At 63.9% G+C, this 20,319-nt stretch carries 21 protein-coding genes; 9 read left to right on the top strand and 12 right to left on the bottom strand.

Going from position 1 to position 20,319, the window contains the following annotated elements; translation table 11 throughout:
• From HNQ39_RS09915 to HNQ39_RS09860, 12 genes are all read right to left on the bottom strand, one after another.
• Positions 1–798 carry a prepilin-type N-terminal cleavage/methylation domain-containing protein gene (locus HNQ39_RS09915; protein WP_184194738.1) on the bottom strand — a complete coding sequence of 266 codons (798 nt, stop codon included), beginning with the start codon at positions 796–798 and terminating at the stop codon, positions 1–3.
• Complete coding sequence (locus HNQ39_RS09910; RefSeq protein ID WP_184194735.1) at positions 795–1,673, bottom strand: hypothetical protein; 879 nt, start codon at positions 1,671–1,673, stop codon at positions 795–797. Before HNQ39_RS09910 ends, HNQ39_RS09915 begins: the two co-directional genes overlap by 4 nt.
• A 38-nt stretch (positions 1,674–1,711) precedes the next feature.
• Positions 1,712–2,077, bottom strand: coding sequence for a hypothetical protein (locus HNQ39_RS09905; protein WP_184194731.1), 366 nt, complete (start codon positions 2,075–2,077; stop codon positions 1,712–1,714).
• A gap of 61 nt (positions 2,078–2,138) precedes the next feature.
• Positions 2,139–3,494 carry an alkaline phosphatase PhoX gene (locus HNQ39_RS09900; protein ID WP_184194728.1) on the bottom strand — a complete coding sequence of 452 codons (1,356 nt, stop codon included), beginning with the start codon at positions 3,492–3,494 and terminating at the stop codon, positions 2,139–2,141.
• A gap of 17 nt (positions 3,495–3,511) precedes the next feature.
• Positions 3,512–3,904: a MerC domain-containing protein gene (locus HNQ39_RS09895; protein ID WP_184194725.1), complete on the bottom strand. Its 393-nt coding sequence runs from the start codon at positions 3,902–3,904 to the stop codon at positions 3,512–3,514.
• Positions 3,905–3,934: 30 nt separating this feature from the next.
• Positions 3,935–4,825, bottom strand: a complete 891-nt coding sequence (locus tag HNQ39_RS09890) for a hypothetical protein (protein ID WP_184194722.1) — start codon at positions 4,823–4,825, stop codon at positions 3,935–3,937.
• A complete protein-coding gene (locus HNQ39_RS09885; RefSeq protein ID WP_184194719.1) occupies positions 4,826–5,605 on the bottom strand; it encodes an ABC transporter permease in 780 nt (259 codons plus the stop codon).
• A 5-nt stretch (positions 5,606–5,610) separates the two neighbouring features.
• Positions 5,611–6,366, bottom strand: coding sequence for an ABC transporter ATP-binding protein (locus HNQ39_RS09880; protein ID WP_184194716.1), 756 nt, complete (start codon positions 6,364–6,366; stop codon positions 5,611–5,613).
• A 65-nt stretch (positions 6,367–6,431) separates the two neighbouring features.
• On the bottom strand, positions 6,432–7,280 hold the full coding sequence (locus HNQ39_RS09875) for a hypothetical protein (RefSeq protein WP_184194713.1): 849 nt from the start codon (positions 7,278–7,280) through the stop codon (positions 6,432–6,434).
• Positions 7,277–8,131, bottom strand: a complete 855-nt coding sequence (locus tag HNQ39_RS09870) for a prepilin-type N-terminal cleavage/methylation domain-containing protein (RefSeq protein WP_184194710.1) — start codon at positions 8,129–8,131, stop codon at positions 7,277–7,279. Before HNQ39_RS09870 ends, HNQ39_RS09875 begins: the two co-directional genes overlap by 4 nt.
• Positions 8,132–8,274: 143 nt before the next feature.
• Complete coding sequence (locus HNQ39_RS09865) at positions 8,275–9,381, bottom strand: HupE/UreJ family protein (RefSeq protein ID WP_184194707.1); 1,107 nt, start codon at positions 9,379–9,381, stop codon at positions 8,275–8,277.
• 10 nt (positions 9,382–9,391) lie between these two features.
• Positions 9,392–10,072 (bottom strand): prepilin-type N-terminal cleavage/methylation domain-containing protein, encoded by a 681-nt coding sequence (locus HNQ39_RS09860; protein WP_184194704.1) that lies wholly within the window; start codon positions 10,070–10,072, stop codon positions 9,392–9,394.
• A 116-nt stretch (positions 10,073–10,188) separates the two neighbouring features.
• Here HNQ39_RS09860 and HNQ39_RS09855 point away from each other — a divergent pair, with 116 nt between their 5' ends.
• The 9 genes from HNQ39_RS09855 (at position 10,189) to HNQ39_RS09815 (ending at position 20,305) form a co-directional block, all read left to right on the top strand.
• Positions 10,189–10,638 (top strand): Fur family transcriptional regulator, encoded by a 450-nt coding sequence (locus HNQ39_RS09855; RefSeq protein ID WP_184194700.1) that lies wholly within the window; start codon positions 10,189–10,191, stop codon positions 10,636–10,638.
• A 78-nt stretch (positions 10,639–10,716) separates the two neighbouring features.
• A complete protein-coding gene (locus tag HNQ39_RS09850) occupies positions 10,717–11,043 on the top strand; it encodes a hypothetical protein (protein WP_184194697.1) in 327 nt (108 codons plus the stop codon).
• A 73-nt stretch (positions 11,044–11,116) separates the two neighbouring features.
• Entirely contained in the window at positions 11,117–13,585 is a 2,469-nt protein-coding gene (locus HNQ39_RS09845) for a TonB-dependent receptor (protein WP_184194694.1), read from the top strand.
• A 9-nt stretch (positions 13,586–13,594) separates the two neighbouring features.
• A complete protein-coding gene (locus HNQ39_RS09840; RefSeq protein WP_184194690.1) occupies positions 13,595–14,518 on the top strand; it encodes a TonB family protein in 924 nt (307 codons plus the stop codon).
• A gap of 116 nt (positions 14,519–14,634) precedes the next feature.
• Positions 14,635–15,681: a LacI family DNA-binding transcriptional regulator gene (locus tag HNQ39_RS09835; RefSeq protein ID WP_343075960.1), complete on the top strand. Its 1,047-nt coding sequence runs from the start codon at positions 14,635–14,637 to the stop codon at positions 15,679–15,681.
• Between the two features lie 138 nt (positions 15,682–15,819).
• The gene (locus tag HNQ39_RS09830; protein WP_184194687.1) at positions 15,820–16,689 is read left to right on the top strand and encodes a DUF1559 family PulG-like putative transporter; all 870 of its coding nucleotides are present in this window, start codon (positions 15,820–15,822) and stop codon (positions 16,687–16,689) included.
• Between the two features lie 14 nt (positions 16,690–16,703).
• Positions 16,704–16,997, top strand: a complete 294-nt coding sequence (locus HNQ39_RS09825; protein ID WP_184194684.1) for a hypothetical protein — start codon at positions 16,704–16,706, stop codon at positions 16,995–16,997.
• A gap of 3 nt (positions 16,998–17,000) precedes the next feature.
• Positions 17,001–18,689 (top strand): tetratricopeptide repeat protein, encoded by a 1,689-nt coding sequence (locus HNQ39_RS30260; RefSeq protein ID WP_184194682.1) that lies wholly within the window; start codon positions 17,001–17,003, stop codon positions 18,687–18,689.
• Entirely contained in the window at positions 18,686–20,305 is a 1,620-nt protein-coding gene (locus tag HNQ39_RS09815) for a CRTAC1 family protein (RefSeq protein WP_184194679.1), read from the top strand. Before HNQ39_RS30260 ends, HNQ39_RS09815 begins: the two co-directional genes overlap by 4 nt.
• The last annotated feature ends 14 nt before the right edge of the window (positions 20,306–20,319 follow it).

Below are 20,319 nucleotides of genomic sequence, written 5' to 3'. Positions count from 1 at the left end.
CTACGGTGTCCCCCGCCCATTGTAGAAGGCATCGTTGATCGCGGCACCTGGGGTGAGAAAGCCGAGGTTGGCGCTACGTATCGCGGCGGCATTGGCGATTGTCGCAGGGGTCTGCACCGAGAACGCCTTGGCATGCCCATCGGCAAAGGCGACATTGGCCTTCTGGTTGTGGCGGGCATGGATCGTGGGGGTTGCGCCGGCGCGGCTCGACGGTGGCCAGGCCCAGGGGTGCAGGGTCACCCGGTTCTCGACCGTGTTCCAGAGGCCATTGTTGGCAAAGACCAGTGTGTCGGCGGGCACCTCGACAGCGGCCATGCTCGCCGGGTTCTGGGTCCAGCCGGGCTGTGGGCCGCCGGGGTGGGCAAAGGTGCCGTAGCCGCCCAGGTAGCAGACATTGTAGCCGTAGTGAACCCTCCCCCAGAGCGTGCTAAAGGGCATCCCACTGGCCGCGGTGTCTCCCAGGATCGAGGCGTTCTTGAGATAGGGCCAGAGCAGGCCGTTCTGCTCCCCTAGGTCGGGAGCGGAGCCAAAGGCCGCGCCGGAGCGGACCGCCGCGTACCAGTACTGCACCCGCACTCCGGTCGTCAGCGCGGTCTGGAGCCCGGAGGGCATCACGGTCTCGTCGTAGTCCTGCGCGTACATCAGCCAGCCCAGAGCAAGCTGCTTGAGGTTCGACAGGTCCGAGGTCTGGCGCGCCTTGGCACGGGCCTGGGCAAAGACCGGGAAGAGAATGGCCGCTAAGATGGCGATAATAGCAATGACGACGAGAAGCTCAATAAGAGTAAAGGCTTTTTTCATTTCTTGGTATAGCTTTCTGGCGATTTAATAGACGCAGGCTTCTCTTTAGCCCGCTTGACAAACTCCTCGATACACGGCGGGCAGCAGAAGAGATAGGTCTTGCCGCCAATGATCCAGGCGAACTTGGGGCTTGCCGCCGTCTCCGAGATGGGACAGAGACGCTCCCCGGGCTTGGGGTGGGCGTTGTGCTGGGACATCTGACTGCCGTACTTCTGGGTCGCGGTCTGGCGGCCGTTGGCAGCGATATCGGCGGCGGTGTAGAGCCCTCCCGGCGTGAGAAAGAGCCTCTGCGCCTCCGCGTCTCCCACTGCAGCAGGCAGGGAGGCATCGGCAGGCAGGGAGGCATCCGCGAGGGTGGCCCCAGGAACCAAGTACTCGGGTCGCCACTGGAGCCGGTAGGTCTGGCCAAAGAGGGGGATGGTCAGCGAGAGCCCAACCTGCATCGCCTTCACGGGCCGCCCCAGGCTCCCCACAAAGCGTGACGACATCCCCTGCGGGTCGGTGGAGAGGGGACGTGGTGCCAGCACCAGCGGCTGGCTTCCCTCGCCGCTGGTCACCGTGACAGCCTCGATCCCTGTCCGTGCGAGGGTTGCGGGGATCGGAAGGAGCTGCTTCTCCTTGGCACCATAGATATAGAGCGTGAGCTCGCCCAAGGCACTGAGCTGAGCCTCCACGTGGTAGTCCCCTGCCGCTTGGACATTGGCCGAGTGGCGGGCGGTCTCGATATGAGCTCCCCCTTGCTGTGGCACGGGCGCACCGGAGCCGGGAGCGGGGGCTCTCTCTGCCTCTTTACCTGCCCACTGGAGCAACCCGCCCCCCAGCAGGGCGACCGCAACCGCGACAAGCAGCGTGGGTCTACTGTCAGACGAACACATAAAACACCTCACTTCTAGAGAAAACGACGACGATCTATCTAGCAAGTGGGGGCAGGCGGGGCACGAAGGGGCTGAAAGCACGGCGCGGCCAGCCGCAGGCTCTCGGGGTGGGAGAGGACCAGGCAGACCTGTCGCGGCTGTGTCGGGGGCTCGTGGAGGAGGCACTCTACCCGCGGCAGAGCAACCAAGAGGGCCGCAAGCACACAGAGAGCACACGCCTCCGTGGGCGCAGCGAGGGTATCGGTGGGCGCAGCTCCCTGCGCCCTCTGGTGGACCTGCGCGGTGGCGATGGCCTGCGCGTGCGCCGCAGAGTGAAGCATCTCAACCGGGCCGTACACGACCGACAAGATCACCCCAAGAAAGAGAGTGAGGTGCTGCAGGTAGCGCCGAAGAGACCGCATCATATCCAATTGCAATTCTACTGCAAAAGAAATCAGATGTCAATAAAACAAATGAGAACGCTGGCTAGAACGGGCCGCGCTCCCAGGGTCCCCAGATCGCCAGCGTGACTCCGGGGAGCTGCAGGTTCACAAAGAGCGTCTGGCCATCGGGGGAGAAGCAGGCCCCCGCGAACTCGCTCTCTTCGTAGCCAGCGTAGACATTGTGGGCGAAGCTAAAGATCTCGCCTTTTTTGGTCAGGCCGCGCAGGTAGCAGTCTCCGCCGTAGGTATCCTCGCAGAGCACCAGGCCGCCGCGGGGGGTGACACAGAGATTATCGGGGTTCCAGAGGACCTCTTTGGCGCTCGACTCAAAGAGCAGCACCAGCTCCCCCTTCTCGCTGCCTTGCGGGGTGTAGCGCCAGACCTGGCCTAGCTCCTTGTCGCCGCCGATAGTGGCATTGAGGTAGACATGGCCATTGCCCCACCAGCAGCCCTCCAGGCGGGCAAAAGTCGCGCCCCCCTTGGCCTTCCCGGACTCAAAGACCGCCAGGGAGTTGGTCCCCGCCGCCGCCGGGTCGGGGTCGTCGATCTCGATCCAGGCACAGGGAAGCGGCCTGCCGACTGTCTGGCCCTTGCGCAGATCGGCCTGCGGCTTGCCGTCGATCACGAGCATCTGGAGCCGCCCGCCCTCGTGGAGCTGACCGGGCTTGTGGGGCAGAAAGCGGTAGACCCCGGCGGTCTTGCGGTCCTCGGTCTCGTAGATAATGCCGGTGGCGGGATCGACCGCGATCGCCTCGTGGACAAAGCGGCCCATGGCCTTCAGCGGCACGGGCATCACGGGGGCTTCGTTGCTCGCGGGCACCTCGAAGATATAGCCGTGCTCTCTCTCAAAGCCCCCGATCGGCTTGCCCTTCTCGTCTTTGCCGAGCGCCGCCCCCAGGGTGGTCTCCTCGCAGGAGAGCCACGAGCCCCAGGGAGTCGGGCCGCCCGCGCAGTTGGTGTGGGTGCCGGCGAGGCTCAGGTGGCTGGAGAGAAGCTCACGCGTGGTCGGATCGACCGTCAAGGTGGTCACTCCCCCGCCCGCGCTCGGGTCGTAGGCATGGGCGTCCTGCAGCAGCGCCGTGCCGGGGCGTGCGAGGGTGTAGGGCACCTCGTGGTTGCGCACCAGACGCAGCTTCCCCTCGACCGAGAATGTCGCCATGCCATCGTGGTGGGTGGGGGTGAGGTGTCCATCGGTCATGCGGCTCCCCTGTCGGCTCAGGACCGTGTAGGAAAACCCCTCGGGCAGGGCGAGGACGACCTCACCGGTGTTGCGTGCGGGGGTGGGGAGCAAGGGACCGTAGCCCGGTGCCACCGCGCTCCGATCAAGCGCCCGTGCGCCGCGTGTGACCAGGCCCGTGAGGCCCAGCCCAGCCCCCAGAAGTAAAGCTCGCCGATTCATTCTCTCAGCATACCCGCTCAGGACCGTGGGCAGCTCAAGTGATGATTAAGAAAGTGCGCCAGCGCAACCCCGAGCCCGCCGAGCACGACCAGCACCACCCCCCGATATCCCTGTCCTCCTGCCTCCTCAGTGAGCCGTCCCAGCACCAGCAGGAGTAGCCCCAGCGCGAGGACCACCAGTGCCAAGCGCCTCTGGTGTCTTCGGTAGCCTCGGACCAGCGAGCTGATTCCCAGACCCGCGGAGCTTCCCACGAGCGCCCACTCCAGCCGCTCGTCTTGGAGAAAGAGGGGCAGAGCGCTTACCAGGAGTGGCATGAGGGCACAGTGCGCCGCGCAGGCAAGCGAGGCGGTAAGACCGAGGCGATCCAAGAGAGAGGGCGAGGAGGTCATGGTAGGAGCTAAAGGTACCATGGCCTCTGATTTATTGCAAGTCAATTGCATTTATAATGCCTTTTTATACTGCCCCATGTCCTTGAGCAGCTTCGTACAGGTCGCATCGTCGGGGAACTGCCGGAGCCCCTCCTGTGCCGCTTGGATCGCTTGCTGCGAGCGTCCTAGGTTGCGGTAGGCGAGCACCCGCCAGCGGATACAGTCCTGCCAAGCCCCCCGCTCATCGTCGCTGAGGGTGCGCAGATCCCGTTTTTGGAGCGCTGCCAGCCCCCGCTCCGCATGGTCCACCGCCTCGTCCCAGCGCCGCGCCTCCCCCTTCATGAGGAGGAAGGCAAAGGTCGCCTCGATCTCCACACTGTCGGGGTTGTTGCGCAGGCCCTCTGCCAGGAACGCAAGCGCCTGTTGCTTGCTCTGCTTCTGCCGCGCCATCATCACCGCCCCTGTGGTGTAGCCCTGGATGAACTTTGGATTGCTCCAGGTCATCAGGCGAAAGAGCGGAAGGGCCTCACGTGGGTCCCGGTGGGTGTGGCTCCCCATATTCGCAAAGGGCTTGATATCGCGCTCCACATCGCCTAGAACACCGCGCCAGTCCGTACGAGCCGTAGGGACAACCGTGGTCTCGTCGGTGTGCTCGCGGTTGCCGGCCTCGGCGGTGCCATTTTGGACACGCTGGGCGGAGTCGTGCTCCCTCTCTTCTTTTGTCAGGCCACGCATGTCCACTCCGCGGTGGAGGTACTTATCCACCTTCAGCCAGAGAAAATCGGACATATTGGAGCGAAACTGCCCAAAGAGCGAGGCCGACGCCACCTGCTCCAGCTTCTCCTGCTGGGAGACACTCATCGCGGTCGGGGCGGCGAGGTCGGGGCGCACCTGAGCGGCGAGCCGGGAGTTGAGGCTCAGGCCCACGGCGCAGAGCCCTAAAACAGTCAGCTCAAGCTTCATCTAGAGCGCCTGCTTTCTAAAGCGCAGGCTGCCCAGTGCGAGGCAGATGGCAACATGAACCAGAGCGTAGCCCAAGAGAAAGAGCATCGTGCTGTGCATCACCGGGTTCCAGCCGTAGCTGACTTTCTTGGAGAGGTCGAAGAGGTCGAGCTGTGGCAGGACAAAGTAGGCCCCGCTCAAGAGTGCCCGACCGATCGCCCCTGCCGTCCCGTGGAGAAGCTTCACCGCAGTGGCAAAGGTCGACGAGCCCGCGGCCAGGAGCAGCGCCATGGTCACGGTGGCCTGTGGGGTGAGGAAGACTGAGAGGGCCATGGTCAGGGCGCAGATCAGCAGCAGCGAGAGAAAACGCAGCCAGAGATACTGCCCAAAGATCGCCCCCACTTTCAGCCCAAAGCAGCTCAGCGCTCCCCAGCCGATCAGCGCAAAGAGTAAGAGGGCCAGGGTCGAGAGCACCACCGCGCCAAGATACTTCCCAAAGATCAGGTCAAAGCGGGTGATCGGCCGCGCCAGCAGCGGGTAGACCGTCCGGCGGCTGAGCTCCTCGGGGAGCTGGCGGGCGGCAAAGAGCACGGCCAGCACCAGGGAGAGCAGGTTCACCACGGTCAGGGTGACGTCCTTGAGGAACATCTCAAGCCCGGCAACCCCGAACTTGCCCACTAGCGCGGCGGCGGAGATCATTAAGACAGCGAGAATGGCCGAGACCCAGAGGTCTTTTCGGCGGAGGGACTCCAGGCAGGCCGCGGCGGCCAGTGCCCCCCAGACAGTGAGCTTAAATCGCATTTTACTTAGGCAGCTTTCTGAATCGTGGTCACAAAATAATCTTCGAGGGGCGAGCCAATCCCCGCACGTAGGGCCGTGTCCATCCGGCGCTCGTCCAGGCAGCGCCCCTTTGCAATCAGCAGCACCCTATCGCAGAGCTGAGCAACCTCATCGAGCTCGTGCGATGAGAAGAAGATAGTCGTGCCGCGTGCACGCACCTCGGCGAGAAGCTCACGCAGGTGGCGCCGCCCAATCGGGTCCACCCCACTGGTCACTTCGTCGAGAACAAGCAAGTCCGGGCTCCCCAGGAGCGCCTGCGCGATTCCAAGGCGCTGCTGCATTCCCTTGGAGAAGGTCTTGAGCGGGCGCTTCTCGTAGCCCTCCAGCCCGACCCGCTTGAGGAGGTCGTAGGACTCGCGCTGGAGCTCCCTGCCCCCGAGCTTCTGGAGCTTCCCGTAGAGCCAGAGGGTCTCCATTGGGGTGAGAAACGGGTAGTAGAGCGCCACCTCGGGCAGGTAGCCAAGGCGCTGCTTGGCGGCGGGTGTCCCGGCGGACTGGCCAAAGACACGCACCTGGCCGGAGTCGGGGGTGAGAAATCCGAGGATGGCCTTGATTGTCGATGACTTACCCGCCCCGTTGGGGCCGAGGAAGCCCACCACTTCCCCCGGTGCGACGGCAAGGGAGAGCTCATGAACGACACGGCGCGGGGGCTGGAGAGCGCTGGTGCGATAGGAGACACAGAGCCGCTCGATCCAGAGGGCTGCGGAGGTTGCATCTTGCATACAAGTAGTATCGACAGGATGCAACTCGATCTTTAGAGCAACATAATTGCAATTACATTAAATTATCAGAATCGTGCATTCTCCGGGGCGCACTCCCCCTTTTCATTGGTGAACCAGTCGCGCAGGAGGGCGACAATCCCCGGCTTGCCAGGGCCGATAAAGCGTGCACGGCGCTTTTTGTACTCAGCCAGGATCTGCCCCGCACGTGCCTTGAGCCGGCGGTCTTCGTCGGTCTCGGGCGTGCCTTTGGGAACCGCGTAGACAAAGCTGCCGCTCTCTCGGCCAAACGTGGGTATCTGGCGAAAGTCGCGGGGGGTGATCTTCTTGGTGCGGGCGTACTCCTCCTGCCCTGCCACAAAGAAGTCCACCGCAGGCTTGGGGTAGCCGTAGAGGTAGCCTAGCCCCCGGTTGCGCGGGGCACCCTCAAGATGCTCTACGGAGAGTGCGACTTCGAGCGGATCGGTGTGGGGTGTGAGGCCCAGCGGGGCGAAGTAGCTCTCGTAGGTGCGGGTGATTTGAGCAACCGCGGGCCGGTAGAACACGACTGCTTCGGCGTAGCGCTTGCCGTCGTTGGCCGTATGAAAGACCAGCAGCTCACAGCGCAGGTTGGGGCCACAGCGGAGCGCCCCCAGCACCTGGCGCAGCTCGTCCAGCCGCGCGGTATCGGGCCGATCCACCGCGAAATAGGCGCTCACAAACCCGCTGGACATGGGCTTCATCCCCCCCACCACGGTGTAGAGCCCCTCCGAGTCCAAGAGCTTGAGAAGGATCTCCTCAGCCTTGGGGCGAAGGGCAGCAGGCAGGCGCTCGACAGGAAAGCACTCCGAGGGGAAGAGTGCCTGAGCGCCTGCCTTGGCGGGGAGGAGCGGTGCAAGCAGGAGCAGTGCCGCCAAGAGAAAAACGCGTCGTTTCATAGGCCCGTGGTCTTATCCAGTGCAAAGAATCGGTTGTACTCTACCAGACGCGGGTCGCTGGCGGTGATGGTGGCGGGCAGAGCCACGGGCGAGAGCTCCCCCACATTACGAGCGCGGCGGTTGTCGTTGATCGCGGCAGAGCCTGCGGGGCGGAACTGGGGACGCGCGACAGTCACATGCCCATCGGCCCAGAGCACGCACGCCGTGTTGCCCGAGTGGCGGCCATGCACGCGGGGCGCAAGGCTACTGGCCGCTCCGCCATTATCGACTACCGCACCGGCGGCATTACGTGTCCAGTTGGGGGAGATAAAAAACGACTTGGTCAGCGCCGCGGGATTGACCGCATTCACCGCATCGAGCATCAGCATCGTGCTGGCGGGCTCCTGAAACGCCGCCAGGCTCACGGTCGTGGGATTGGCGGCGGTTGGCTGCACAAAGGCTAGCGCGTTGGTGCCGTAGGCGGGCACGAGGTTGCCTCCCACCCAGTTAAACGGCGTGGGAATGTCTTTTCCCACGGGGCAGTCCTGGATCTGGACATTCTTCATGTAGGGCTGGATCAACCCCTCTTCGCGGCGGTAGGTCAAGGGGCTCGTGGGTAGGGTCACCCCATGCCACCAGACCGTCCCTCCCCCGACCCGCGGCAAGAGATAGGGCACCATGGTCTCGTCGTAGTCCTGGGCATACATCAGCACCGCAAGCCCGATCTGCTTCAGGTTCGAGAGGTTGCTCGCCTGCCGCGCCTTGCCTCGTGCCTGGGCAAAGACCGGGAAGAGGATTGAGGCCAAGATCGCAATAATGGCAATAACAACTAAAAGCTCAATCAGCGTAAAGACGCTTCGTCGTGGTCTCATCTATCTCCTCACAAAAAAAGCCGTCCCGGCAGGAGGCTGAACAGCGCCGGGACGGGTGGGTTAGTTGTTCTCACTAGCCACGCATCAAGTAACTCACATCGACAAGAATATCACAACTAAAATACTATTGCAACAAAATAACATTAACCGCCCAGGAGTCGCTGGAACATCCAGACCGCCCCTGCGCCTGCGATCAGCCCGGAGAGCATCAGCTGGATGCTCTTCCAGGTCAGGCTGGAGCTGGGGCGCTTCTCGGTGTCTCTGCGCCACCAGAGGAGCAGAGGAAAGGCGATGCAGCAGAGTAGCACCTGTGCGGTCTCCACCCCGAGGTTGAAGGAGAGCAGGCTCCAGACCAAGGCGCTTCCCTCGGGGAGGCCCATGTCTCGCAGGTTGCCGGCGAAGGCGAAGCCATGGATAAACCCAAAGCAGGTCGCCACCCAGAAGCGGTTCTTGAAGGCGCTCTTTTTTCGCAGCCCAATAATATTCTCCACCCCCACAAACACAATCGAGAGTGCCACAATCACATCGACCCAGCGGGCGGGGAAGCTCAGGATCCCCAAGGTGGTCAGGATCAGGGTGACAGAGTGGGCGATCGTGAAGCCCGTGAGGGTCTTGATGATCGCGCGGAAGCTCGTGGTGGCCAGCAGGAAGGCGAAGATAAAGAGCAGGTGGTCGGGGCCAGTGACGATGTGCTCCATGCCGGAGAGGAGGAACTGCTGGATATTGCGCAGCAGGTTGGTGGTCAGGTCCGCCGGGTTCACGGTCGCTTGGCTACCAGTCTTCAGGCGCTGCGTGGTGCCTCCCGCGACAATCATCGTCTCCGCGTTGGGGAGGTAGTCAAAGAGCGTGTTGGTGATCGTGATGGCCTGGGTCTGGCCGGGGGTGCGAGGGTAGCGCATCGAGAGCGTGAAGCGCGAGCGGGTGACATCCAGGCTCGTGTCGTAGCGGACCTGGGTCAGCTCTCCGGGCCAGGGCTGACCGGCCTGCTCCAGCTTGAAGCCCCCGTTGATGTAGCCCTCCAGCTTCTTCTGAAAGTCGGTGGGGAAGGTGCCATCGGGGTTGCGGCGGTCATCGCCCAGGGTGACGCCGGGGATCTGTGTGATGTCCTGGACATTGCCCACGAACTCGATATAGAGATAGGTCTCCTGGGGCCGAAGCTTCGCGACCACCGCCTCCACCTGCATGGGGTGTGCCCAGACAGGTGCGGCAAGGAGAAGACAAAAGAGCCAGAGAAAACGTAGGGACTTCATAGAGGTGCTTTCAGAGAGGGACTTGCAGGGGGTCGTCGCCCTGGCGGGCCAGGGCCTCCAGAGCCCCCGGGGGAAAGTGCTGGAGGTGGCCATCGGCGCAGGTCGTGAGTGTCCCACCGGGGTGTCGCGCGAGGGCTAGATCGCTCTGGAGCAGCTCACAGAGACGCTCGGGGAAGCGCTTCCAGGCCCGGTTGTGGATATGGTCGCCGCGCAGGTCGGTGCCGCTGGCCTCGCTCTGTTCGAGCAGGAGCAGTGTCTCGGCGGGGCGTGCGAGCTGCTCCAGCGACGGTGCCGCCAGATAGGCGACCTGGGGGCGTGCTCCCGCATCGTGGGCAGCCGCAAGCTCCCCAAGGAGCTGCTCGTTCCAAGCGTAGCTCGTCCCCCCCTGACGCTGGCGTCGCCCGCGCAGAGGGTCGTCGGGGCAGAGAGCCTGTGCTGGGGTGATCCCGTAGCCTTGGAGTGTCTTCAGCCAGGCGGACTCACTCCCTGAGTGACTGGTGAGAGGCAGGACTCCCTCGTAGTCGGCGGCATACTGACGTGCCGCAATGGTGAGCTGCTGCAAGTTGCGCACACAGACAGTCTGCCGCCCCCGTGCCCGCGCCAGCGCTAGTGTGGGTAGGGCAATCGCCAACAGTATGGCAATAATAGCAATGCACACCATAAGCTCCACGAGGCTAAATCCTTGTCGCACCGGCCCCTCCTCTCTGGGAAGAATATCGCACCTCGATAACTAATGCAATGAGATTTCATTAGCATCTAAAAAACAATACCAAAAACCCCACCGTGATATAATCTCCTCAACTACCCATGACCAAGGATGAGCGCCTCCAGTGGTTTGAAGCCACCCTTGAGCAGGCGGGGTTGCGACGGACGCTGCCTCGTCGGGTTCTCCTGCGCCTCCTTGCGGCCAGCGAGACCCCGCTCTCGGCGCAGGATATCTACGAGCAGACCGGCTCGGACATTAACCTCGTGACGATCTACCGGACGCTCAACGAGCTCACGCGGCTCGAGCTGCTCATCCGCACCGAGTTTGGCGAGGGCTTCTACCGCTACGAGCCCGCCCCCGGCCCCTCGGACACCGCCCACCACCACCACCTGGTCTGCGATAGCTGCGGCTCGATCGCCGACTTTGAGGGCTGCATGGTCGAGGAGATGCTCACCCAGACCGTCCTGCCCAATAACTTCCAGGTCGCCAGCCACACACTCACCCTCCATGGAACCTGCGAGCGCTGCCAGACCCAGCCCTCGTCTAAGTAGCTCCAGCCCTAGCCCTATTGGCGTTGCTGTCTCTCGCCGGCCTATTGCAATCGTGATACAATAACCACCGGCTACATTGTGGACATCTCTTGCAAACAGCAACGATTTCTAAAACACCTCGCGCCTCTGGTTGCGGGGCTGTGGCTGTTTGTCTGTGTCTGGTGTCCCCTCACCCACTTTAAGTCCCACCTCCGCCCTGATGCGGCCTCGCTGGCGTTTGCGGGGAGCGACTCGTGTGCACAGTGCGTGCTTGAGTCGGCCCCTGTCTCCCTTGCGCCGGCGATCACGCCGCTACTGCCCCCCGCACCGTGCCTGCCCGGAGTCTACAGCCCCCCTGCGGTCTCGTCGCCGCGCACGCTGGCCCCGTCCCTTGCGACACGCGGTCCGCCCACACGCCTCTCCTGAACCGAGCGTCTTCGCTCGCACAATCTTGCTATCGCCTCTTCAACATTTCTCTTTTTCAGGAGCTTGATTTTTCATGCGTGTTTCGTCTGTTGCCCGCCTCGGGCTTGTGCTTGCCTTTTCAGTCTCTCTTTCCTCCGTTGCCCACGCCGATGTCGTCGGGCGTCTTAAGATCAAAGTCCTCAGCGCCGAGTCGGAGAAGCCGCTTGTCGGCGCGAAGGTCCTGCTCACCGATAGTGCGGGAGTCCGTGCGCCCCTGACGGTCACCACGGGTGCCGATGGGATCGCGCTCACGCCACCGCTGGAGAACCGTGCCTGGAAGCTCACCACATCGGCGGGCGAGTTCCAGAAAGACACCCAGTCGGTCACCGTGGTCGCCGATGCCACCACCGATGTCGAGGTACTGCTGGAGCCACTGAAGGAGAAGACCATCAAGATTACCGCCGAGCGTGATCGCATTCGCAGTGGCGAGACCACCTCGGCCAAGTCTCTCTCCCGTGAGTCCGTGCAGACCTTCCCGCTCACGGCGGGCAACCGCCAGAGCCTCACCAAGGCCGTGCGCGCCGTCCCCGGCCTCGCCGAGGACTCGGTGAACCAGATCCACCCCCGCGCCGAGCACTCCGCGACCTCGATCTACCTCAATGGCTTCCTCCTGCCGGGTGCCTTCCAGGGCCGCGCGGGCCAGTTCCTCGCCCCCGATGCGCTCCAGACAATCGACGTGATCACCGGTGGATTCGCCCCCGAGTACGGCTCCGAGACCGCGGCGGCGCTCAACCTGACCCTGCGCTCGGGGACCCTGGTGCCGTTCCGCTCGCTGACCATGACGGGCGGGAGCTTTGGCACGGGCGAGACCAGCTTCACCGCCGGCGGCCAGACCGGCCCTGAGGGCAAGAAGCTGGGCTACCTGGTCAACTACACCGGTCGCACCACCAACAACGCCATCGAGGCCCCACAGCCCGACAAGCAGAGCCGCCACAACGGCCAGACCTCCCAGACCCTCTTTGCCAACTTCGACTACGACCTCTCGGGCGCGGAGAAGCTCTCTCTGACCGTCAACACCGCCCCGGCGCGCACCCAGATCGCCAACCGCACGGGCCTGGGCTCCAAGTATATTCCCGTCGGGCAGGGCTTTGGCTACGGCGGTGTCAAGAACGCCAGCGATGGGCTCGCGTCGCAGGATGCTCTCGGTCAGGATATCTACCAGCAAGACAACAACGGCTTTGGGACGCTCCAGTACCGCAAGCAGCTCAACGCCAAGACCACCGCGGTCGTGACCTTTGGCTCGTCGGAGTCCCAGCAGGACCTGCTCAACAACACGCCGGGCAATGGCGCGAGTATCGCCTCAAGTACCCTCGCCGCGGACTCGTCGATTGAGTTCCACCCCACCATCAGGCGCAAGTACAACCAGAGCCAGCTCCAGGCCAACCTGACCGTCAACGAGGGCAAGCACACCCTCAAGTTCGGTGGCCTCTTCTCCGACCAGCGCGGCAACGAGAGCTACCAGATTGTCGCCGGGAGCCAGACCGCCCTCAACGCCCTCCATGAGCTCGATGCACGCCTGGTTCCTGCCGGCGGCACGATGGTCGGTGATGACTACATCCTGGGCAGCTCAAGCCTCACCCCCACTCTCCGCGTCAAGCGCAAGGGCTACTACGGCGCGGCCTACGCCCAGGATACCTTCAAGGCGAGCGAGAAGCTGACGGTCAACTACGGCCTGCGCCTGGATAGCTACCGCTCCGAGCAGACAGTCGATGGCACGGCGGGCGACACCGTCAATGTCACCGATCTCTCTCCGCGTGTCAACCTCGCCTACACCGTTGCCCCTAAGACCGTCGCGCGGGCGTCCTACAACCAGCTCTTCTCCCAGCCGCCGCTGGCGCAGGGTGCGCTGATCGGGACAGGTGTGCTGCCCCAGCGTGTCAAGATGGTCGAGACCAGCCTGGAGCGCCAGCTGCCCCAGAACCAGACCGTCAAGGTGGCCGCCTACCGCAAGTGGTTCCAGAACCAGCTCGATACCGCCATTCTTATCCCCGGAACCCAGATCGGGGTGTTCTCCACGGTCAATATCAGCGCGGGCTCGTTTGCCAATGGCCTGGAGCTCTCCTACGACAAGGCCCCCAAGAACGGGGTCGGGCTGGGCGGGTTCTTTACCTGGGCCAATGCCATCAACAAGCTGATCGGCGGCGACGAGCCCTACTCGGACCACGACCAGCTCAACACCCTCTCGGCGGGCCTGACCTACGGGCTCCACAATGGCTCCAGTGTCGCGCTCAGTGGCTACTACGGCAGCGGCGCGTTCTCCTCGCCGATTGTTAGCCCGCTGGACGAGAACGTGGCCCTCGACGGTGGCAAGCGCCAGGCGCGCACCGAGCTCAACTTCCGCTACTCCACGGGGGGCAAGCTGCTCCCTAACGGCCTGCAAGCCGACCTCTCGGTGGAGAACCTGCTCGATAGTCGGAGCGTGATGAACTTCAACTCGCCCTTCACCGGCACCCGCTTCCAGCAGGGCCGCCGCGTGCTGCTCAGCCTGACCCATAAGTTCTAGGCAAAGACCATGACCGACCTGAAAGACAACCGCAATACTCGCTTTGGCGTGGCACTGGGGCTCTCGGTGGGGCTCAATGCCCTGCTCCTGCTTGCCGTGGGCCGCTTCTCCGCCGGCCACGCGGGCCACCAGGACCCACACCCTGGCTTTGTCGAGGTTGTCTTTCAGGACTGTCCGGAGTGTCGCACGCCTCCGAAGGCCACGCCTGCTCCCCAGGCAACGCCCGCTCCCCAAGCGACACCCGCCCCGACACCGGTGCCCCCGCCCGTCACTGCGGCCAGCCCGCCGCCCACACAGCCGAGTCCGCCTGCCGCGCGGCCTCAGCCCAACCTCCGGCCCGTCGCCGCTCCCAAGCAGCCCGCTCCGGCTCCCGATGTCCGCCCCGTGCTCACCGCAGTGGGTGGTCCTGCGCCCAGTGCCAGCCAGCGTGCCCAGCCCTCGGTCGATAGCTTCCCCCAGCCAACGCCTCGCCCCAGTGCGCCCGCGCAGGCTCCGGTGCAGGCGACTGTCGCGCCTCCGGTGAGCGCGCCCGCTGCGACTCCCAAACCCACTCCCAAGCCGACCCCAGAGCCCACGCCCACCCCGCGCCCCACTCCCAAGCCGACCCCGGAGCCCACCCCGACACCTCGGCCCACCCCACCGCCGACTCCCAAGCCCAGCGGCCCCACACGCGAGGCCGAGCCCAGCCAGCAGGTCCAGCCCACGATCCCCGATACGCTCAAGAAGGGCGAGTTTAAGTCCTTTGTCCGTGTCGTGGTCGAGATCGAGGCCGACGGCAGCTTCGAGGTTAATTTGCGCACGTCGTCGGGCAACCCCGAGATCGACCAGCGCGTGCTGGAGGCGCTGAAGAAGTGGAAGTGGCGGCCCGCGCTCAAGAGTGGCCAGGCGGTCGCCAGCACCCAGCGCTTCAAGTTCGAGTTCGAAGTGCAGTAGCTCCCTGCGGTATCTCTCAGAAAAATTTCGCCTCCCACTTGCACCCCAAACGCTTGGGGTGGTAGAATTCGCCAAGCCTTACCGGTAAGGCTTGGTTGATTGCAAGGAACGCTAAGGTGCCGACAATACGCGATGTCGCCCGAGCATGTGGGCTCTCCGCAATGACCGTCTCCTCTGTGCTGAACGGCAAGACAGGTCAGGCGAGCGAAGAGACCCGTGCAAAGGTCTTGAAAACCGTGGAGGAGCTAGGCTACCATCCCAATGGGGTGGCACGTGGCCTCGCTCGTCGGCGCATGGATACCATCGGCATTGTCGCCTCGTTCTCCGACCGGCCGTCGCTGACCCACGACCGCTACTTTGGCCCCGTCTTCGATGGGCTACTTGTCGGTGCACAGCGCCATCATCAGCGCGCCCTGATCATCACCGAGGACCACTGGGACGACCTCCCGGGCAATATCTCCCGCTACCTCGATGGCCACTGCGACGGGCTGATCTTTGTCACCCCGACCTTTCCCAATAAAGTGCTCGCCCCGATCCTAAAGGCCAAGCTCCCGATTATCTTCCTCGGCGAGAACCGCCCCGAGCTCGCGGTCTCCGTGATCGACATGGACAACGAGGCGGTCGGCAAGCTGGCGACCAGTAAGCTGATCGCTCTGGGGCACCGCCGGATCGCCTATCTTGGCGGCGACGCCGACCTGCGCAGTAGCTTTGAGCGCCAGGCGGGCTACACAACAGCTCTCCAGCAAGCGGGAATCTCTCTGACATCCGAGCTCTCCGTCCTGGGCCACTACAGCGAGGCATCGGGCTACCGTGAGACCCAGCGGCTCCTGGAGACGCTCCCTGCCGCGCAGCACCCGACGGCGTTTTTCTGTGGGGACGATGCCATCGCGATTGGGGCTCTCACAGCGCTTCAGGAGCGGGGGGGCCGGGTCCCGGAAGAGTTTTCTCTGATTGGGGTTAACGATGATGAGATTGGGCGAAAGTCAACTCCGGCGCTGACAACGATACAACAGCCCCTTAGAGCACTCGGCGAGCACGCAATTGAGATGCTCTTGGAACAAATTCAAGATAAAAAGTGTTCTCTTCAGCGGGTACTGCTCCCTGGAGAGTGGATTGAGCGTGGCACGGTCGCTGCACCGCCTTTACCAGAAAGGAGGGTCTAAGAAACCATCTTTTCGGACATCTATCCCCGCGGAGAGATCCGCACTGTTATCGTCTTCACTGTTTAAAATAATTTGAAACGAGCTGCAAGCCACTGTCGCTGTTGCTTCACCGAGCTTGCTCTTATAAAGGAATAAGAAATGTCTATAAATCTTCGCAAGCAGGGCTTTACCCTGATCGAGCTCTTAGTGGTGATCGCGATTATCGCGATTCTGGCCGCTATTCTCTTCCCGGTCTTTGCACAAGCCCGTGAGAAGGCACGCCAGACCTCCTGTCTGTCCAACCTGAAGCAGATGGGCCTTGGCTTCATGATGTATGCCCAGGACTACGACGAGACCATGCCGGCGGCCTTTATCCTTGCCAGCCCGACCGGTACCGTCGGAATCAACGGCGGTGGCCGCGCCGAGATCCCCTACGAGCACCAGATCCTGCCCTACATCAAGAACGACCAGATCTTTGGCTGCCCCAGCGACGCCCAGCCCCGCCCTGCGCGTGGGATTGGTGAGTTCTACGATGGTGCCTACGCCACCCGCCGCCCGCTGGTGAAGCGCTCCTACGGCTATGTGGGCCAGATCTGCACCAAAGAGGCCGCGGCGCGTGGTCAGTGGGACGATCCCAACACCGGTATGAGCGCCTGGGGCCAGGGCAAGTCCCTCGCCGCCTTCGACTCCCCCGCCGACACCATCGCGCTTGTCGAGGCCTACGGCCGCAACGAGAACGGTGAGGCCGAGACCTTCTATGTCGGTACCCCCTGGGGCTCCCTCTTCACCGGCTGTGACATGTGGAAGCTGGCCGGCCGCGTGAAGCCCTCGGCTGCGGCAATCGACAACTCCACCGAGTGTACGGGCGACTTCACCCACCCCCAGAAGCTCCCCATGCCGGGCCACTCCAAGATGGGCAACTATGCCTTCGCCGATGGCCATGCCAAGGCCATGAACTACGGCGCGGTTCGCCAGAACGACTGGCGCCTCTTCAAGCTGGTCAAGCCCACGGCGACCTTCACTCCGTAGGAAGAAGAAACCACATGAAGAAGACTCTCCTTGGAGCCCTTCTCTGTGGCGCGCTCTGGGTAGTCGTCTCCGGGTGTAACAACTCGGAGCCGGCTCCCGCAGCCCCCGCTCCACAGACACAGGCCCCCGCCCCCATGCCACAGGCCGGAATGCCGGCGGGTGTCCAGAGCCAGATCCCCGCCAACGCACCGTCGTCGGTGAAGCAGTACATGGAGCACGCCAACCGTGGCGGCAATGCCGGTGGCCCGCCCGGTGGCATGGGTCGTCCCATGGGCTATGGCGCTCCTTCGGGCTACGGTGGCCGCTAGCCCATGAGCACCGGAACGCGCACGAGAGCCCCGCGCCTCCGTGTCGCTGCCAGCCTCCTCCTAGGCACGCTCTGCCTGGGAGGAGGTGCCTATGCCACGCGCCAGGCCTGGGACGCCACCTGCCTGCGCGAGGCCTACCTCCCCGACCTGGAGCTACAGGCCCACAACGATCCCACCAACGGCTCCCTCCTTGCCGTGCTGGCGGGACGCCACGCCGAGACCGGCGACTTCCCCCAGGCCGCTAAGCTTTTAGAGCGCGCGATCGCCGCCGGCGAGACCCAGAGCGATGTCTGGCTGACCTGGGCCGCCGCCCTCGCCGCCGCCAACGAGCGGGAGCGCTCGGGGCTGGTGCTCAAGCTCGCGCTGAGCAAGCCCGGGTCCCACGCCGCCGCCCAAGAGGCCCTGGAGCGCTGCAAGCCACTTCCCGCGACCGCCACCGGCCAGGAGCTCGCCCGTGCGATCGCCCCAGAAGGCCCTAGCACCTTTGTCGCCCGCCGCACCCGGGGGAGCTTCCTCAATGGCTACGCCCGCTGGCAGGCGGAGCGCAGCCCCGCCCAGAGCGGCTTTGCCACCCGCCAGGCCTGGGCAAGCGAGACCCCCGACAACCTGGACCGCCGCACCCTCTGGGCCGAGGCGCTAGTGCGCAACGGGCGCTACACCGATGCGGAAAAAGAGCTTGAGGTGGTCCTCAAGGCACAGCCCGAGCGCACCGATGCCCGCCTGCTCCGCGCCGAGGTCTACCGAAACGCAGGCGCTCTGGCCAAGGCCGGCCTGGAGTACACCGCGCTCCTGAAGAAGCAGCCCGACCTGCTCCCCGCTCTCCTCGGAATGGGCCAGGTCTCGCTGGAGAAATCCCTCTATCCCATCGCGCTGGAGGTCTTTACCAAGGCCACGACCCTCGCGCCCCAAAACGCGGATGCCTGGATCGGGCTGGGACGCGCCCACTACAACCAGCGCCTCAACTTCGGTGCCGCGGTCGATGCCTTCGCCAAGGCACGCACGCTCGCTCCCCAGCGCACCGACTACGCCCTCTCCAACGCCAACGCGCTCCGGGCGATCTTCCGCTGGGCCGAGGCGGAGAAACTCCTGCGCGCGCGCCTCGCCGATGTCCCCGACGATGCCGAGGCGCACTTTCAGCTGGCGACTATTCTTCTGGACAGCAACCGAACCCCCGAGCGCGAGGCCGAGGCGGAGAAGCTGCTGCGCCGCTCCCTGGAGCTAGAGCCCCGCGCCGTGGCATCGATGGCGCGCCTCGGGAGCCTGCTCGTGCGGAAAAACCAGGCAGCCGAGGCGATCCCCCTGCTGGAGGCCGTGATCGCCGACGATATGTACCACGTGGCGGCGACCAAAGACCTCGCCCAGGCCTACCGACAAGCGGGTCGGCTCCAAGAGGCCAAGGACGCCCAAGAGAGCTTTGCCCAGCTCACCGAGTATATGGAGAAGCGCAACTTCATCGACGACCAGCTCCGCCGCGAGCCCATGCGCCCCGAGCTCCACGAGAAGATGGCCGCACTCCTGGAACAAGGCGGCGAAAAAGAGAAGGCCAAGCTCCACCACGATGCCGCCTACATGCTCCGCAAAGACCCCAAGAAAGCCGAGCGCGGTCTGAGCGCCCTCAACCAAGCGCTGGCCTCCACCGAGGCGGTCAGCGCCCCCAAGCAGACCCCGAGTCCAGGTAAAATACCGCAATGAAACGCCCACTTACTGGCCTAGCCCTCGCCCCACTGCTGGTGGCGACCGGCTGCCAGAACACCGCCAAAACGGCTCCTCCCGCAACGGCCACGACGGCCCCTCGCTTTGTCAATGTCGCAGATTCAGCAGGTTTGAAGTACACGTGGACCGCGCCGGGCAAGCGCCCCTTGAATATCCTACAGACGATCGGCAACGGCTGCGCGTTCTTAGACTTCAACAACGACGGCAACCTAGACATCTTGCTCGTGGGTCCCAAGCCGGCGCTGTTTGCCGGCGATGGCAAGGGCAAGTTCACCGACGTGACCTCCACGGTTTTAGGGAGCTTATCGGGCTATTTTCTGGGCTGCGCGGTGGGTGACTACGACGGTGACGGGTTCACCGATGTGTATCTCTCGGGTTATCGTGAGGGTCGCTTGCTGCACAACGACGGTGGGAAAAAGTTTACGGATGTGACGGCGAGCTCGGGGATGAAGGCACAGCCTTGGGGAACATCGGCGAGCTGGGCGGACCTGGATCGCGATGGAAAGCTGGATCTCTATGTGGCCAACTACGCGGTCTTTGGCCCCGAGACCAAGCCGCAGCTCTGTAGCTTCAATGGCATCCTGAGCTCCTGTGGCCCCCGCTTCTACGACCCCGAGCGGGGTGTGCTCTACCACAACCAGGGCGGCGGCAAGTTTGCGGAGGTGGCGGAGAAGACCGGGGCAAAGAAAGTCGCAGGGCGCGGCCTCGGGGTGGCGTGTCTCGACTTCAACGGCTCGGGGCAAGACAGTATCGCCATCGCCAACGATGAGCTCCCCGGCGATCTCTTGGTCAACACGGGCCTGAAGTTCACCAACGAAGGGACCGCATCCGGCACGGCCTACGACACCGAGGGACGTGCCCACGGGGGAATGGGGATCGACTGGGGCGACTACGACAACGATGGCAAGCCCGATCTGGTGGTCGCAACCTTCAGCCACGAGGTCAAGGCGCTCTACCACAACGAGGGCCAGGGCTTCTTCCAGGAGAAAGCCGCTGTCTCGGGCCTCGGCGACACGGTCTTGCCCTTTATCACCTTTGGGATCAAGTTCTTCGATGCGGACAACGACGGCCTCCTCGACCTGATCCTAGCCAATGGCCATGTCCAGGACAATATCGCCCAGATCGACAAGACCGAGAGCTACCCCCAGCCGGTGATCTTCCTCCAGAACAATAAAGGGCAGCGCTTCGACGACAAGAGTGCGGTATCGGGAATCGGGAGCCTGCCTCGGATCGTGGGTCGTGGCCTTGCGGTGGGGGACTACGATAACGATGGTCGGGTGGATGTCCTGATTGTCGATAGCGAGGGCAAGCCCCTGCTCCTGCACAACGAGACTCCCCAAGCGGGGCACTGGCTCCTGCTCTCCCTCAGTGGGAAGCCCAGCCACGGCGCGCTGGTGACGATCACCCTCCCCGACGGCAAGAAGCTCTTGCGCCACTGCCAGACCGATGGCTCCTACCTGAGCGCGTCGGACCCACGTGTCCATGTCGGGCTGGGTAGCGCCACCAAGGCCAGCGTGAGCATTAAGTGGCCCGATGGCAAGACCACCGAGCACAAAGACCTCGCCGCCGATCAGGTACACTCCCTGAAAGAGTAGCCGCCTGCGGTACA

Source organism: Armatimonas rosea (genome assembly GCF_014202505.1).
Lineage (GTDB): Bacteria > Armatimonadota > Armatimonadia > Armatimonadales > Armatimonadaceae > Armatimonas > Armatimonas rosea.
Note: the sequence above shows the minus strand (reverse complement) of the source record. Positions and strands in the feature narration are given on the sequence as shown.

Excerpts from the sequence above, each read along its gene's own strand:
- HNQ39_RS09915 (WP_184194738.1), bottom strand. The coding sequence starts at position 798 with ATGAAAAAAGCCTTTACTCTTATTGAGCTTCTCGTCGTCATTGCTATT.
- HNQ39_RS09910 (WP_184194735.1), bottom strand. The coding sequence starts at position 1,673 with ATGTGTTCGTCTGACAGTAGACCCACGCTGCTTGTCGCGGTTGCGGTC.
- HNQ39_RS09905 (WP_184194731.1), bottom strand. The coding sequence starts at position 2,077 with ATGATGCGGTCTCTTCGGCGCTACCTGCAGCACCTCACTCTCTTTCTT.
- HNQ39_RS09900 (WP_184194728.1), bottom strand. The coding sequence starts at position 3,494 with ATGAATCGGCGAGCTTTACTTCTGGGGGCTGGGCTGGGCCTCACGGGC.
- HNQ39_RS09895 (WP_184194725.1), bottom strand. The coding sequence starts at position 3,904 with ATGGTACCTTTAGCTCCTACCATGACCTCCTCGCCCTCTCTCTTGGAT.
- HNQ39_RS09890 (WP_184194722.1), bottom strand. The coding sequence starts at position 4,825 with ATGAAGCTTGAGCTGACTGTTTTAGGGCTCTGCGCCGTGGGCCTGAGC.
- HNQ39_RS09885 (WP_184194719.1), bottom strand. The coding sequence starts at position 5,605 with ATGCGATTTAAGCTCACTGTCTGGGGGGCACTGGCCGCCGCGGCCTGC.
- HNQ39_RS09880 (WP_184194716.1), bottom strand. The coding sequence starts at position 6,366 with ATGCAAGATGCAACCTCCGCAGCCCTCTGGATCGAGCGGCTCTGTGTC.
- HNQ39_RS09875 (WP_184194713.1), bottom strand. The coding sequence starts at position 7,280 with ATGAAACGACGCGTTTTTCTCTTGGCGGCACTGCTCCTGCTTGCACCG.
- HNQ39_RS09870 (WP_184194710.1), bottom strand. The coding sequence starts at position 8,131 with ATGAGACCACGACGAAGCGTCTTTACGCTGATTGAGCTTTTAGTTGTT.
- HNQ39_RS09865 (WP_184194707.1), bottom strand. The coding sequence starts at position 9,381 with ATGAAGTCCCTACGTTTTCTCTGGCTCTTTTGTCTTCTCCTTGCCGCA.
- HNQ39_RS09855 (WP_184194700.1), top strand. The coding sequence starts at position 10,189 with ATGACCAAGGATGAGCGCCTCCAGTGGTTTGAAGCCACCCTTGAGCAG.
- HNQ39_RS09845 (WP_184194694.1), top strand. The coding sequence starts at position 11,117 with ATGCGTGTTTCGTCTGTTGCCCGCCTCGGGCTTGTGCTTGCCTTTTCA.
- HNQ39_RS09840 (WP_184194690.1), top strand. The coding sequence starts at position 13,595 with ATGACCGACCTGAAAGACAACCGCAATACTCGCTTTGGCGTGGCACTG.
- HNQ39_RS09830 (WP_184194687.1), top strand. The coding sequence starts at position 15,820 with ATGTCTATAAATCTTCGCAAGCAGGGCTTTACCCTGATCGAGCTCTTA.
- HNQ39_RS09825 (WP_184194684.1), top strand. The coding sequence starts at position 16,704 with ATGAAGAAGACTCTCCTTGGAGCCCTTCTCTGTGGCGCGCTCTGGGTA.
- HNQ39_RS30260 (WP_184194682.1), top strand. The coding sequence starts at position 17,001 with ATGAGCACCGGAACGCGCACGAGAGCCCCGCGCCTCCGTGTCGCTGCC.
- HNQ39_RS09815 (WP_184194679.1), top strand. The coding sequence starts at position 18,686 with ATGAAACGCCCACTTACTGGCCTAGCCCTCGCCCCACTGCTGGTGGCG.